At 62.4% G+C, this 13,547-nt stretch carries 12 protein-coding genes; 4 read left to right on the top strand and 8 right to left on the bottom strand.

All coding sequences use genetic code 11. The features are described from left to right. Positions 1-1,743: phosphoribosylformylglycinamidine synthase subunit PurL (purL, locus tag B3M53_RS12180; protein WP_286800476.1), on the top strand; the 1,743-nt coding region annotated here is incomplete at its 5' end. A gap of 72 nt (positions 1,744-1,815) precedes the next feature. On the opposite strand, the gene B3M53_RS12185 is transcribed toward purL, so the two are convergent. Together B3M53_RS12185 and B3M53_RS12190 are read right to left on the bottom strand one after the other, a co-directional pair. Next, positions 1,816-2,286 (bottom strand): hypothetical protein, encoded by a 471-nt coding sequence (locus tag B3M53_RS12185; protein ID WP_160092282.1) that lies wholly within the window; start codon positions 2,284-2,286, stop codon positions 1,816-1,818. A 159-nt stretch (positions 2,287-2,445) separates the two neighbouring features. Next, a complete protein-coding gene (locus tag B3M53_RS12190; RefSeq protein ID WP_273019341.1) occupies positions 2,446-3,396 on the bottom strand; it encodes a M20/M25/M40 family metallo-hydrolase in 951 nt (316 codons plus the stop codon). 95 nt (positions 3,397-3,491) lie between these two features. On the opposite strand from B3M53_RS12190, the gene B3M53_RS12195 reads away from it, so the two are divergent. Both B3M53_RS12195 and grxD read left to right on the top strand, forming a co-directional pair. Then, on the top strand, positions 3,492-3,725 hold the full coding sequence (locus B3M53_RS12195) for a BolA family protein (protein ID WP_022699943.1): 234 nt from the start codon (positions 3,492-3,494) through the stop codon (positions 3,723-3,725). A 76-nt stretch (positions 3,726-3,801) separates the two neighbouring features. Continuing rightward, a complete protein-coding gene (gene grxD, locus B3M53_RS12200) occupies positions 3,802-4,134 on the top strand; it encodes a Grx4 family monothiol glutaredoxin (protein ID WP_022699944.1) in 333 nt (110 codons plus the stop codon). 126 nt (positions 4,135-4,260) lie between these two features. Here grxD and rpsD read toward each other — a convergent pair whose 3' ends face one another. The 5 genes from rpsD to B3M53_RS12225 all read right to left on the bottom strand — a co-directional run bounded on the left by rpsD (position 4,261) and on the right by B3M53_RS12225 (position 10,382). Continuing rightward, on the bottom strand, positions 4,261-4,878 hold the full coding sequence (gene rpsD / locus B3M53_RS12205; RefSeq protein ID WP_022699945.1) for a 30S ribosomal protein S4: 618 nt from the start codon (positions 4,876-4,878) through the stop codon (positions 4,261-4,263). A 153-nt stretch (positions 4,879-5,031) separates the two neighbouring features. Then, entirely contained in the window at positions 5,032-6,537 is a 1,506-nt protein-coding gene (locus tag B3M53_RS12210) for a hypothetical protein (protein WP_273019340.1), read from the bottom strand. 14 nt (positions 6,538-6,551) lie between these two features. Then, positions 6,552-7,232, bottom strand: a complete 681-nt coding sequence (locus B3M53_RS12215) for a hypothetical protein (protein WP_273019339.1) — start codon at positions 7,230-7,232, stop codon at positions 6,552-6,554. A 145-nt stretch (positions 7,233-7,377) separates the two neighbouring features. Continuing rightward, positions 7,378-9,471, bottom strand: coding sequence for a methyl-accepting chemotaxis protein (locus B3M53_RS12220; RefSeq protein ID WP_286800477.1), 2,094 nt, complete (start codon positions 9,469-9,471; stop codon positions 7,378-7,380). Between the two features lie 146 nt (positions 9,472-9,617). Beyond that, complete coding sequence (locus B3M53_RS12225; protein WP_273019337.1) at positions 9,618-10,382, bottom strand: RNA methyltransferase; 765 nt, start codon at positions 10,380-10,382, stop codon at positions 9,618-9,620. 129 nt (positions 10,383-10,511) lie between these two features. Here B3M53_RS12225 and B3M53_RS12230 point away from each other — a divergent pair, with 129 nt between their 5' ends. Beyond that, positions 10,512-11,735: an NADP-dependent isocitrate dehydrogenase gene (locus B3M53_RS12230; RefSeq protein WP_022699950.1), complete on the top strand. Its 1,224-nt coding sequence runs from the start codon at positions 10,512-10,514 to the stop codon at positions 11,733-11,735. Between the two features lie 71 nt (positions 11,736-11,806). Here the strand turns inward: B3M53_RS12230 and B3M53_RS12235 are convergent, their stop codons facing one another. Next, positions 11,807-13,540, bottom strand: a complete 1,734-nt coding sequence (locus B3M53_RS12235; RefSeq protein ID WP_273019336.1) for a cation:proton antiporter — start codon at positions 13,538-13,540, stop codon at positions 11,807-11,809. Positions 13,541-13,547: the final 7 nt, after the last annotated feature.

Raw genomic sequence — 13,547 nt, forward strand, 5'->3', positions numbered from 1 at the left:
ACGGTGGGCGGCGAGACCAATTTCGACAAGGGCTATAACGGCAACATCCTGGTGAACGCCATGGCTGTGGGCCTGGCCGATGCCGACAAGATCTTCACCGCCGCCGCCCGTGAGCCTGAATTCCCCGTGCTCTATGTGGGCGCGAAAACCGGCCGCGACGGCATTCACGGCGCCACCATGGCGTCGGCGGAGTTCGGCGAAGGCTCGGAAGAGAACCGCCCGACCGTTCAGGTGGGCGATCCCTTCACCGAGAAAAAACTGATCGAGGCCTGCCTGGAGCTGATGAGCGAAGACGCCATCAGCTCGATCCAGGACATGGGCGCGGCTGGCCTAACGTCTTCGTCGGTGGAGATGGCGTCTTCGGGCGGGCTCGGGATCGAGCTTGATCTCGATCACGTGCCCCAGCGCGAAGAGAACATGACTGCCTATGAGATGATGCTGTCAGAATCCCAGGAACGGATGCTGATCATCATCAAGCCGGGACGCGAGCATGTAGCCGAGCGTATCTTCCGCAAATGGGATCTGGATGTGGCGACCATCGGCAAGACCGCGCCTCATGGCCGTCTTGTGCTGCGTCACAAAGGCGAGGTCGTCTGCGACCTGCCGCTCGATCCCATTGGCGAGAACGCGCCGAAATACGACCGCCCCTGGTTCCCCGCCGAGGCGCGCGGCTCCATCGATCCGCGCGAGCTGCACCAGCCTGAACATCTGGGCGAAGTGCTGGCGAGCCTGATGGGCAGCCCGGACATGGCGTCCAAGCGCTGGATCTGGCGTCAGTATGATCGCCATGTCATGGCCGACACCGCCGCCAGCTCGGAAGATCCGTCCGACGCCGCCATCGTGCGCGTGCACGACACGCAAAAGGCGCTGGCGATCACCACCGACTGCACCCCGCGCTATTGCTTCGCGGATCCGTTTGAAGGCGGCAAGCAGGCGGTGGCCGAAGCCTGGCGCAACCTGACCGCCGTCGGCGCTGATCCCATCGCCATCACCGACTGCCTGAACTTCGGCAACCCCGAACGCCCCGAAATCATGGGTCAGTTCGTGGGGTGCGTGGAAGGCATGGCTGAAGCGTGCAAGGCGCTCGACTTCCCCGTCGTGTCCGGAAACGTCTCGCTCTATAACGAGACCGACGGCGTCGCCATTCCGCCGACCCCGGCTGTGGGCGCAGTGGGCCTGATCCCCGACATCGCCCAGCGCATGGGCTATGGCGGTCTGAAAGAAGGCCAGGTGCTGTTGCTGGTCGGGGAAACCCGCGGCGAGCTGGGCGCCTCGATCTATCTGCGTGAGATCGAGAACCAGGAAAAAGGCGCGTCGCCGCGCGTGGACCTGGCGGTTGAAAAGCGCAATGGCGACTTTGTCCGCCAGACCATCCGCGCCGGTCACGCCAAGGCCGTCCACGACCTGTCAGACGGCGGCCTGGCCTGCGCCGCCGCCGATATGGCGATGGCGGCGGGCGTCGGGATCAAGCTCGCCTATACGGGCGGCCTGCCGGCCTTCGCCTGGATGTTCGGCGAAGATCAGGGCCGTTATCTGATCGCCGCTGACGCGTCAGACGCCGAAACGATCCGTGCAAACGCCAAGACCGCGAATGTCCCGGTCGAGGTCGTGGGCCTCGCGGGTGGCCGCTTCATCTCCATCAATGGCGGCCATGCGGTGGATCTGATCCGCCTCAAACAGGCTCATGAAGGCTTCATGCCGGCCCTGATGGATGGCGAACCCGAAGCGCGCGTCGCTGAATAAGACGGGCGACTGAGCACACAAAAAAGGCCGGAGCATCTGCTCCGGCCTTTTTCATGTCGGCGTCTCAGCAGCCTAGTTCTGGCACTGCGCGAGAGCAGAGTTGTGCGCAACCGCATCTTCACCGGCGCCAAGCTCGGCGGCGCGCGCAAAGTCAGCGGCGGCTGAAGCGCGATCACCGGCGAGCCAGTAAGCGCCGCCACGGTTGGTGTAGGCTTCCCAGCCTTCCGGATTGCGCTCGATAGCGTTGGCGCAAGCGTCCGCCGTGCCCGCATCGCCTTCATTGGCGAGCGCGGCGCACAGATTGACCGCAGCGGCGTTCTTGTTGCGGTTCGAGGTGCCGGATTCCAGCGCCTCGGAGGCGAAGTGAGCGGCGTTGCGCCAGTCGCCCTGATCGATGCGGCGCGCAGACTGGCGCACGTCAGAGTTCGGGCCGGACATGCCAGCGAACATCGGCTCGGACGGACAGTCCTGGGCCTGAGCGGAACCGAAAGCGGCGATTGCGAGTGCTGCGCCAGCGAAAACAGTACGAAGTGCGGTGGACATATCCATCTCCCTGATGAAACCCGAGCATGCCTATACGCCCGCGTTTGTGGCGTATAGATAGGGACCTCACCGCACTTTGAAAAGTAAACACTGTTTATTTTTGTTATGATTTAATGACGCGCCGCAAATATTGCGGCGCGTCAATCACTTGGCTTTTCGCTAGGGTTGGCCTGCCTCGCCCAGAACAGACCCAAGGTCCGCATCAATGCGCTCGGCCAGCTCGATCGCCACGCTCACCGCCCCCAGGAAGAACTCGGAATTGATGGTTTCAAACTCGTCTGTGGTCTGGTGGTAATGCTCGTGATCCTCCACCCCGAGATAGAGAAACGGGATGCCGGCGGCGTGGAACGCGCCCTGGTCTGACAACAGCGTCCAGTCATTGCGTGGATCGCCGTCAGGCTGGTCATAGCCCGCCGCCAGCGTGATCGACGCCTCCTGCGCCACGGCCTCCACGATCGGGTGCAGCGCAGGCGTGTGGTAGGGCCCCGCCGCCCAGATATCATTGTCGGGGCTATAGCCCAGCATGTCGAAATTGAGGTTGAAAGCGACCGGAGCCGCGCCTTCGACCGGATTGGCGACCACTTCGCGTGCGCCGCGCAAGCCGCCCTCTTCCGCATCAAACGCCATGATCAGGATGTCATGCTCGGGTGGATTGGCGATGAAATGCGCCGCCACCGCCAGGAGCGCCGCCACGCCGGACGCATTATCGTCAGCGCCGTTGAAAATCTCGCCGCCTTCGGTTTGCCCCACATGGTCATAATGTGCGGTCACTGCGATGGCGCGGCTGCGGTCGCGGCCAGGAATGACGCCGATGACGTTCACAGCGTTGATGGTTTCTCTGGGCGAGTTCTCATCGCGAAAATCAATGGCGCGCTCAAAGCTGAAGGGCTGCTCGAAGCTGTCGCCCGCCGGCTGAACGCCGATCTCGGTCAGGCGGTCGATGATATAGGCGCGCGCCCGCGCATTGCCTTCACTCTCGACCATCCGGCCTTTCATCTCATCTGAACTGATGACGCACAGATCCGCCCAGGGGGCCGGCTCCAGACCTGCACAATCAGAGGCGGCGGGAGCGGCCAGAGCGGTAGTCAGAAGCAAAGCGGACAGCAACATGGGCGGATCTCCGTATTATCTCTGTGAAAGTCAGGGTTCCGGGCACGCCCGGTGTGATGGTATGGCTCAGACTAGCACTGCGCAGGAGAGACGCCATGCCCATGAATGCGGAAGACATTGTCAGTCTCATCAAGGAAGGCGTTCCCGGCGCCGAGGTCGAGATCACCGATCTCGCCGGGGATGGCGACCATTACAAGGCTGTGGTGGTTTCGCCAGCGTTCGCCGGCCTGCCCCGCGTGCGACAGCACCAGATGGTCTATGCGGCGCTGAAAGGCCGCATGGGTGGCGAACTGCACGCGCTGGCGCTGGAAACCCGTGCGCCGGACTAGCGCATCGGCCAGCAATTGAAACTCGCCGCTCCGCCCCCCATCTTAGGGCCAAGACGAACCATAAGGAATCCTCTCCATGTCCGACGCCGAGACCCAGGAAGCGATCAAGAAAGCCGTCACAGACAATGACGTGGTCCTGTTCATGAAGGGCACCCCCACCTTCCCGCAATGCGGGTTCTCGTCGGTGGTGGCCCGCGTGCTTGATCATGTGGGCGTGGAATACGCCGCAGTGAACGTGCTGGAAGACCACGCCGTGCGCGAAGGCATCAAGGCGTATTCAGACTGGCCGACCATCCCCCAGCTTTACGTGAAGGGCGAATTTGTCGGCGGCTGCGACATCATCAAGGAGATGTTTGAAGCCGGCGAGCTGCAACAGCTGATGAAAGACAAGGGCCTGGTGGAGGCGTAAGCCCCTGCCCGCCGCACCTGACCGAGAAAACCCGCCTCCCTCTGGAGGCGGGTTTTCAAGTGATACGGTCAAAGAAAAAGCCCGCTGCGATGCAGCGGGCTTTTCTGTCTCGTCGTCCCCGAAAAATTACGAGGAGTAGAATTCGACGACCAGGTTCGGTTCCATCTTCACCGGGTACGGCACTTCATTGAAGTCCGGCTTGCGGGTGTAGGTGGCTTTCATGCCCTTGGCGTCGAGATCAAGGTAATCCGGCACGTCACGTTCCGGGCTGCCCAGTGCTTCAAGTACCAGCGCCATGGAGCGGGACTTTTCGCGCACTTCGACCACATCGCCCGGCTTGACCATGTAGGACGCGATGTTGACGCGCTTGCCGTTCACACGAACATGGCCGTGGTTGACGAACTGGCGTGCGGCGAAGACGGTCGGCACGAACTTGGCGCGATACACGATCGCGTCCAGACGGCTTTCCAGCAGACCGATCAGGTTTTCGGCGGTGTTGCCGCGCAGGCGCTGCGCTTCAGTGTAGATGCGCTTGAACTGCTTCTCGGTGATGTTGCCGTAATAGCCTTTGAGCTTTTGCTTGGCGCGCAGCTGCAGACCGAAGTCAGACAGCTTGCCGGCGCGGCGCTGGCCGTGTTGACCCGGGCCGTAGGAGCGTTTGTTCACCGGGGACTTGGCGCGGCCCCAGATGTTTTCGCCCATGCGGCGATCAATTTTGTATTTCTGTGAATGACGCTTCGACATAGTCTTTCCTTCTCGACGCGGCCCGGCTCTGATCCCTCAGCCAGAGCAATTGAAACGGCGGTCCACGCGTCGTCCGTTGCCATGAAAACAAAGCTCGTCCGGCAAGCCGGCGAGCGAGGGAAGCGCGGGTTATGAGCAAACCCCGGGGCGGAGTCAATATTCGCGCTGTCTCGCGGACTGTCTCCAAAGGGTGAACAGCGCGCTGGCGGCGCTCAAACCGCCGATCATCAACGCTTTCACGGCGGCAAGCGGCGCGCTGACAGCGCCCAGCGCATCCAGATCCAGCACGCAGCGCGCGCCCTCATAGCCATACCGCCCCAGCTGCGGGTCATAGACCGCACACCCTGAAAACACCGACGCCTGAAACAAGCCCTGAGCCAACGCGCCCGACAGCCCCAGCACGACCAAAGCCATCGCCAACCCGGATGTGCGGCAACACAGCGCCGTCGCCACCCCCAGAAATGCCGCCAGCATGTGAAGGTCGCCAAAGCCCGACGCATATCCCTGAAGCCCCAGCAGCAAGGCGCTGAGCGTGAAGACCGGCAGGATGAAGGCCGGCGCCTGCGCCAGCGGCGGCAAAGCGCGCCAGTTCAGCTCCCACCGCGCCAGAATCACGACCAGCAGCCCTAATGAGATCAGACGCCAGCCTGGACCAGGCAATATCTCCGAAGCTCCGCCATCTGCGGAAAACGTCGCAATCGTGTCCCATAAGCGCTCAGCAAAACCCGGCCCGAGCACAGGGGCCATCTCGCTGGGCCCCGAACTGAACACGGCATAGACAACCCATCCCGTCGCGATCAGCAGCGCGAGGCTCAGCGCGAACACACGCAAGACCAGCCACTCCCCATCCAGTGCATGCGCTCTGTGAAGCCGCCAACTACGCCAGCCGAGATACAACGCCAGTCCAAGCCAGAGCGTCACCAGAAGCGTATTGGCCCAACCCCCCAGCCCCAGGGCCAAGCCCAGCCCCAGGCTGGCGGGCAAGTCATTGCGTCGCGACAAGGTCATGAAGGCCGCGCAGGCGAACGCCGCGCAACACAAGCCCAGCGCATCGCCTCCCACAGACGTCATCTGCGCGAAAAACTGGGGAAACATGAAGGGCCAGGCCGCCATGATCACGGCGCCATGCTCATTGAGCAAACCGCTCCGAAAGGCCGCTTCGACCGCCAGAGCGAACCCCAACATGGCCGCCGACCACAGGATCAGCCGGTAGAGCCGGACCTGCGCGCGCCAGCTCCAGTCCGACACCAACGCACGAACGGGCGCCAGCACCACAAGCGTGAGCGGTCGAGCGTGAAAAGCGGCGGACGATGAGGGTTGCACGGAGGCGTCGTCCCCCGTCTCCACATCATCAGCACCCGTACGCATCATGGCCCAGCTCGCATAACCCGGGCGTGACGCGCTCACCCAGGACGCTGGCCAGGGCCCGTCATGGGTCGAAAACTCTGCTGGAAACGGCGCGTCTTCAGACACCCTGACGGCGCCTGTTTGAGAAAACTGGATCAGCGCTTCAAGCTGCTGAACTTCGTCACGCCCCTCGAAGGCCGGTAGAAACAGCACATAGCCCAGCCCCGCCAGGAAGACGCCTAGCAGGAGGCGGCTGCGGGCCGGTCCCAGAACCAGATTGATTGTGAAGAGAAGAATGCGCCAGAGCTGCATGTCCGCACCTGCGACTAAGCGGAGGACAGGCGCGCTTCACACTGCGCCATGGTATCCCCTTGCGGCTCAAGGGTCAGGCGGATGGACCGGACCAGAACAGCCTCGCCATCCCCGGCGTCACCTGGCCAGATGCCCAGCCATTCCACGCCGTTCGCCTGCGCCGTCGGCGCCACCTGATAGCAAATGCCGACCGTGCTCCATGATGGGCTCACAGGTTTCAGGGTCCGCTCGGAATCACCATAACCGACCGTGAAATATCCTAACCGGACTTGGTCAATGCGCGTGTCGGGAGCGGCCTGGGCCTCGACCTCCAGCCGGACGATCCGGCCTATGGCGTTCTCTTCCCATTCAGTGGGTAAAGCCGCGCCGACGCCCGCCGACAACATACCCGCAGCATCAAAAGACGCTGTCGCGCTTAACCGCGCCAGAGGCTCTCCCGCAGGACCAATCGTCAACTCAAAGCGCGTGCCCGGACCGGGAATGAGCTGACCAAGCGCCTCACCTTCCATGATGAACTGGGTGTCGCTGACAACGGCATCCACCGCGCCTGGCCGTATATTGAGCGCCAACGCGACAAGCCCCGCCAACACCAGAGCCGATGCAGGCAGAAAAATCCAATCCGGCGGCGACCAGCGTCCGGACCGGCGGATAAGGTCACGCAGCGCTTGCGAGAGATGAAATTCAGTCTGGGCCATGAAACTTCAGGCAGATCCTTCAAACCTCTCCTCACTAAAGGATAACGATCCGTCTGGATACCATGTGCAGCGGCGCGGCTCCTCAAACGCTCAGGCCGCCCTCCCGACATGAGAGGACGGCCTGGCGTCTGTCCTGCCCCGAAAATCAGGCGGCGGTGGAGATTTCGGCCTCACCTTGCCGGCCCTTGCGCCGCTCAGGTCCGCGATAGGATGGGTCTTCGCCCTCACGCCGATCCAGCGGACCTTCCTTGATAGCCTCAAAGAACATCTCGACCGCCTCACGCAGCGTATCCGACTGGCTGGTGAAGGCGTCCGAGGTGGTCTCCAGCATGCCCGCCGCGCTTTCCGTCTCCGCCACGGCCTCGCCCACATCGCGCACCCCTTTCGCCAGGGTCGTCGTGCTCTCCGCCGCCCGCGACGTGCTTTGTGAGATTTCCCGCGTCGCTGCGCCCTGCTCCTCGATGGCGCTGGCGATGGAGGCGGTGGCTTCGTTGATCTCCTCGCTCATCTTGGCGATTCCGCGAATGGACTCGACGGAGCCGGACATGGAGCCCTGGATGTCTTTCACAAGGCTCGCCACAGTCTCGGTAGCCTTGCTGGTCTGTTCCGCCAGGTCTTTCACCTCGCTGGCCACAACGGCGAACCCTTTGCCCGCATCACCGGCGCGCGCCGCCTCGATCGTGGCGTTCAACGCCAGCAGATTGGTTTGTTCGGCGATATCGTTGATCAGGTCGATCACGTCATTAATGCTCGACACCCGATCCGCGAGCGCCTCGATCTGATCCACCGAGCTTTGCGAGCGCTGGCCGGCATCGCTGACCTTGTGAGACGCGCTTTCAGTCAGTCGGGCGATTTCCTGGATCGAGCTTGAGAGCTCTTCGGCCGCCGCCGCCACGGTCTCAACGCTATTTGCGGTCTCGCCCGCCGCGCCGTCCGCAGTTTTGGCCTGTTCATTCGCGAAAGTCGCTTGCGAATTCAGGCGACCGGCCGTGTGACGCATCTCATGGGTGCGCTCGGCCAGGATTTTCAGAATGCTCTCAACCTTGACGCGGAACACGTCGATCGCCTCATGGGTCGCCTGAGAGCGCGCTTCACGCTCCTTGCTGGCGACCAAGGCTTCGCTCTCCATCCGGATGCGAGTGATCTCACCCCTGCGCAACTCATCCACGGCGCGGAACAGATCGCCCAGCTCGTCCTTGCGATCGACGCCTTCAACGTGAAACTCAAGCTCGCCCTGTCGGACGCGGGCGATGCCGCTGACCACGGCGCCGATATTGGACATGATCAGACGAACGACCATGAACGCCCCCAGCACCGCAAGCGCCAGGCCGAAAACACCCAACGCCGTGCTCACGAGCTTTTGCTGGGTGAAGGCGGCTTCGATTTCATCGCCGACCTGCGATTGCAGGTCGACCACATCGTCGACCACGAGATTGACGGCGCCGGCCATCTGGGGACCGAGCTGATCGAGCTCGTTTTGCGCCAGCGAGTTTAGCTGCTCTGTGATGCCCACAGCCGCCTCAAAACGCGCCGAATAGGCTTGCACATCGTCATGAATGGGTTGCACCGCGCTGTGCATGATCTCCTCGTCCGATCGCAAGACCCGGTTCAACATGGTGTTGAGCATCTCGAGTTCGGACTGGGCGCGATCAAAACTCGCTCCATAGCCTTCCGTCAGCGACCGGCGGCCGTAATACCGAGCTTGCAGAAGAGAACGGATGGCCTCCGCCATCATCAGCATGGACTGGTCGGCGCCCATCATCTCGGCGACGGCGAGCGTATCGCCCAGCTGCCCCAGCAGACGGTCTTCGAAATCAGTCAGGGATGAAATCTCACCGTCCAGAAGCTGCCGGCGTGTGATGTATTGTTCGAACGCTTCAGCGTATCGATCACCGAACTCCTCAACACGTTGGAGATCCTCGCGCACCTCATTATTGCTTAACCGGGTCTGGACGGCGACGATGCCGGTGTTGAGCTGTTCGCGCTTGCTCCAGGCGTTTTCCGCCATGGCGGGGTCGCCGGTCACCCGATAGACATAAGTGTCGTTCTGGAAGCTGGCGACCGCCTCCTGAATGTCCGCCACATCGACGGACGCCTGCGACATGGTTCGGAAGCGTGCAAAATTCGCTCCACTGGCGGTAGCGAATACAAACCCCGCCACGACCATGACAATGACGATGAAAGCCATCATACCGAACCCGCCAAATAATTGGGTTCTCAGCGATAAATTTTTGAGCACGGTGCTCTCCCTGTAAGCACATCACAAGGCTCACAGCATGGCGCCAATTCGGCTCAGGATTGTAAATCACCTGCGCGCATTCCCGTTAGAGGCGTTCTCGCCAGAGGATGCGCATAGACATAACAACAACCTTATGGGTTGTTTGGCTAATCTCGTTCGATCCTCGCCTTGCCTCGACCGATGGCCAGCGCCTTGATCACGCCGCGGAAGGTCCGGACCTCCTGCTGCGTTAACCCTCCGCGCGCAAAAATATTGATCAGGTTCTGCATCATCAGCGGCGTCTTTTCCGGAGGATAGAAAAAGCCCGCGCGATCAAGTTCGTCTTCAAGATGGGCGTAAAGCCCTTGCAGCTCAGCCACGCTGGCGCGGTCTTCGAGCGGTTTGAACTCAGCGGGCGCCGGATCCCCCGCGCGCCATTCATGCGCCAGCACGCCCACGGCCATGGAGAGGTTCAGCGATGAAAAGTTGCGGTCGACCGGCAAGGTGATGATGGCGTTCGAAATCGTGATCGCCGTGTTGGGCAGACCGGACTTCTCAGCCCCGAACAACACACCGACCCGTTGCCCCGCTTGAATATGCCCGCGGATCTCCGACATGGCGGCGCGGGCCGTATGCACGGGTTTGACCATGCTGCGCGGCTGCGCCGTGGTCGCATAAAGCGTCTGGCAATCCGCAACCGCCTCTTCCAGCGTCGCAAATACGCGCGCCTGCTTGAGAACGGGCGAGTCCGTGGCCATGGTCTCGGCTTTGGGGTTGGGCCAGCCATCGCGCGGATTGACGATTCGCAACTCCGGCAACGCGAAATTGCCCATCACCCGGCAGGCCGCGCCGATGTTTTCACCCATTTGCGGTTCGACCAGAATGAAGACAGGGTTCTGAGCTTCGACCAAGGTCGGGTCTGACTGAGTCACGGGCGCCCTCTTTCTCTTACAGCGGTGCGGTGCTAGACACCCGCCACACATTCGTCCACCCCTCGACGCGGCATGTCGCATTTTGCTTGTGCGACACCTCATGCCCACAGAACACGGAAGATACGCTTCATGGCCAAGATCAAAGTCGACAATCCGGTCGTCGAACTCGACGGCGACGAGATGACCCGCATCATCTGGGCGCTGATCAAGGAAAAGCTGATCCTGCCCTATCTGGACATCGACCTGAAATACTACGATCTCTCGATCGAAAAACGCGACGAGACCGATGACCAGATCACGGTTGAATCCGCCGAAGCCATCAAGCATTACGGCGTCGGCGTGAAATGCGCGACCATCACCCCCGATGAAGCTCGCGTGGAAGAGTTCGGCCTCAAGAAAATGTGGCGCTCGCCCAACGGCACCATCCGCAACATCCTGGGCGGCGTGGTGTTCCGCGAGCCGATCGTGATCAAGAACGTGCCGCGCCTGGTTCCGGGCTGGACCAAGCCGATCGTCATCGGCCGTCACGCCTTTGGCGACCAGTACAAGGCCACAGACATGCTGGTGCCGGGCCCGGGCAAGCTGACCCTGACCTACACGCCGGCGGACGGCGGCGAGCCGATCACCCATGAAGTGTTCGACTTCCCGAGCTCCGGCGTCGCCATGGGCATGTATAACCTTGATGAATCCATCAAGGATTTCGCCCGCGCCTCGCTGCGCTATGGCCTCGATCGCGGCTGGCCGGTGTATCTGTCCACCAAGAACACCATCATGAAAGCCTATGACGGCCGCTTCAAAGATATCTTCCAGGCCGTCTTTGATTCCGAGTTCAAGGCGGATTTCGACGCCAAGGGCATCACCTACGAGCACCGTCTGATCGACGACATGGTCGCGGCGGCCATGAAATGGTCGGGTGGTTTCGTCTGGGCCTGTAAGAACTATGACGGCGACGTGCAGTCCGACACCGTGGCGCAGGGCTTCGGCTCGCTGGGCCTGATGACGTCTGTGCTGATGACCCCGGATGGGAAAACCGTCGAAGCCGAAGCGGCGCACGGCACCGTGACCCGTCACTATCGCCAGCACCAGCGCGGCGAGAAGACCTCGACGAACTCCATCGCCTCGATCTTCGCCTGGACCCGCGGCCTGAAATATCGCGGCAAGATGGACGGCAATGAGCTGGTGGTTCAGTTCGCAGAAGATCTCGAGCAGACCATCATTGGCACCGTGGAAGCCGGCTACATGACCAAGGACCTGGCGCTTCTGGTCGGCGACCAGCAGGGCTGGCTGTCCACCGAAGGCTTCCTGGACACCGTGGCCGAGCGCTTCGCCGAAGTGATGAAAGACAAGGTGTAAGCCTCAGCGCTGATACGTTGAACGAAAAAGGCCGGGCGCTTCGCCCGGCCTTTTTTTGCGTCCCGGTTCGGTCAAACCGCGTCCGATGCGTAGACATCCTCGCGTTCCGCCGCCAGACGGTCGCGGACGATGTCGGCGGATAGCCCCAGGTCTTCGAGCGCCCGGCCCGCCAGCTGCAGCGCGGCTTCCGCAGTTTCCAGCGTCACATGGCTGGCGCCGGCCGCGGCCAGTTCCACCGCATGACGGCGGTCGCGCCCGCGCGCAATGATCAAAGCGTCAGGCCGAAGATTGCGCGCCGCCCGGACCATGTCAGACGCTTTCTGCGCGTCGTCCACGGTGACCACGAACATGTCCGCGCGTGCGGCGCCCGCCCGCTCCAGAAATTCGGCGCGGCCCGCATCCCCATAAAACACCGGCCAGCCTTCCTCACGGCCTTTGGCGACCTTCTCCGCGTTCATGTCGAGCGCGATCATGGTGACGTTCTCGGTCTCCAGCACGCGCGCCATGGTGCGGCCCACACGACCGAAGCCGGCGATGATCACATGGCCTTCCAGATCAACCAGGTCAGAGGGCAGCTCGGTCTGTCCCACGCTTTCATCGTTCCGGGTCGCGAGCTTGCGGCCAATCGCAGCCAGGGCCGGCGTGAGCAACATGGACAGCCCGGCGATGGCCGCGACCATCGTGGCGGTTTCAGCAGGGATGACATCGCCCGCATTGGCGGTGGCGAGAATGACAAACGCAAACTCACCCGCCGGCGCCAGCAAAAAGGCCGCTTCCAGCGACAGTCGGTGATCCCCGGCGAACAGGCGACACGCCAGATAGACCAGCAGCCCCTTCACGATAAGCATGCCGACAAGCCCGGCCAGCACCAGCCCGACATTCTGCCACACGGCGCCCAGGTCGAGCCCCATGCCGACCGTCATAAAGAAGACGCCCAGCAACAGGCCCTTGAAGGGCTCAAGGTCGATCTCGGCCTGATGTTTGAACTCGGTCTCCCCCAGCATCAAACCGGCCAGAAACGCGCCCAGCGCCAGCGACAACCCGGCGCCTGCGGTCAGCATGGAGGCGCCGACCACCACCGCCAGCGTCAAGGCCATCAGAAGGTCGCGTCCGCCCGCTTTCGCCACCAGACGAAACACCGGGCGCAGCACCAGACGGCCCAGCAACAAGATCCACGCCAGCGCCAACACGCCCTGAAACAGGGCGCTGAGCAGAGCAGCGCCGAGATCAGCGCCGGAATCGCGCGTGAGAAAGCCCACAAGGATCAGGATGGGGGCCACCAGAATGTCCTGCATCAACAGAACCGACAACGAGGCGCGCCCCACAGGCGCAGCAGTGCGGCGTTCCTCGGCCATGATCTGCATCACGATGGCGGTGGAGGACAAAGCCAGCGCCAGGCCGATCACCAGCGCCGTCGGGGCGGTCTGACCAATGATAAAACAGGCTACGCCCAGCACAGCCGCACTGCCGAACGCCTGCAGCCCGCCGGCGCCAAACACGGCGCGGCGCAATTGCCAGAGACGCTGGAAGGACAATTCCAGACCCAACAGGAACAGCAGGAACAAGACGCCCAGCTCGGCGAAGGGTTTGGCGGCTTCGGGTTCTGAAATCGTCACCCATTCCAGCACCGCAAAACGTTCGGCGAGACCGCCAAGCGCGAACGGGCCGAGCGCCAGTCCGGCGATCAGAAAGCCAAGCACGGAGCTGAGCTTGAACAGGCGAAAGAGCGGGACCACGACGCCCGCGGCGATCAGGAAGACCACCGCATCCTTCAGCCAGATTTCATAGCCATGCCCGTGTTCCATCACTCAC

The organism is Oceanicaulis sp. UBA2681, from assembly GCF_002354675.1.
GTDB classification, from domain to species: Bacteria; Pseudomonadota; Alphaproteobacteria; order Caulobacterales; family Maricaulaceae; genus Oceanicaulis; species Oceanicaulis alexandrii.

Excerpts from the sequence above, each read along its gene's own strand:
- B3M53_RS12185 (WP_160092282.1), bottom strand. The coding sequence starts at position 2,286 with ATGTCCACCGCACTTCGTACTGTTTTCGCTGGCGCAGCACTCGCAATC.
- B3M53_RS12190 (WP_273019341.1), bottom strand. The coding sequence starts at position 3,396 with ATGTTGCTGTCCGCTTTGCTTCTGACTACCGCTCTGGCCGCTCCCGCC.
- B3M53_RS12195 (WP_022699943.1), top strand. The coding sequence starts at position 3,492 with ATGCCCATGAATGCGGAAGACATTGTCAGTCTCATCAAGGAAGGCGTT.
- grxD (WP_022699944.1), top strand. The coding sequence starts at position 3,802 with ATGTCCGACGCCGAGACCCAGGAAGCGATCAAGAAAGCCGTCACAGAC.
- rpsD (WP_022699945.1), bottom strand. The coding sequence starts at position 4,878 with ATGTCGAAGCGTCATTCACAGAAATACAAAATTGATCGCCGCATGGGC.
- B3M53_RS12210 (WP_273019340.1), bottom strand. The coding sequence starts at position 6,537 with ATGCAGCTCTGGCGCATTCTTCTCTTCACAATCAATCTGGTTCTGGGA.
- B3M53_RS12215 (WP_273019339.1), bottom strand. The coding sequence starts at position 7,232 with ATGGCCCAGACTGAATTTCATCTCTCGCAAGCGCTGCGTGACCTTATC.
- B3M53_RS12230 (WP_022699950.1), top strand. The coding sequence starts at position 10,512 with ATGGCCAAGATCAAAGTCGACAATCCGGTCGTCGAACTCGACGGCGAC.
- B3M53_RS12235 (WP_273019336.1), bottom strand. The coding sequence starts at position 13,540 with ATGGAACACGGGCATGGCTATGAAATCTGGCTGAAGGATGCGGTGGTC.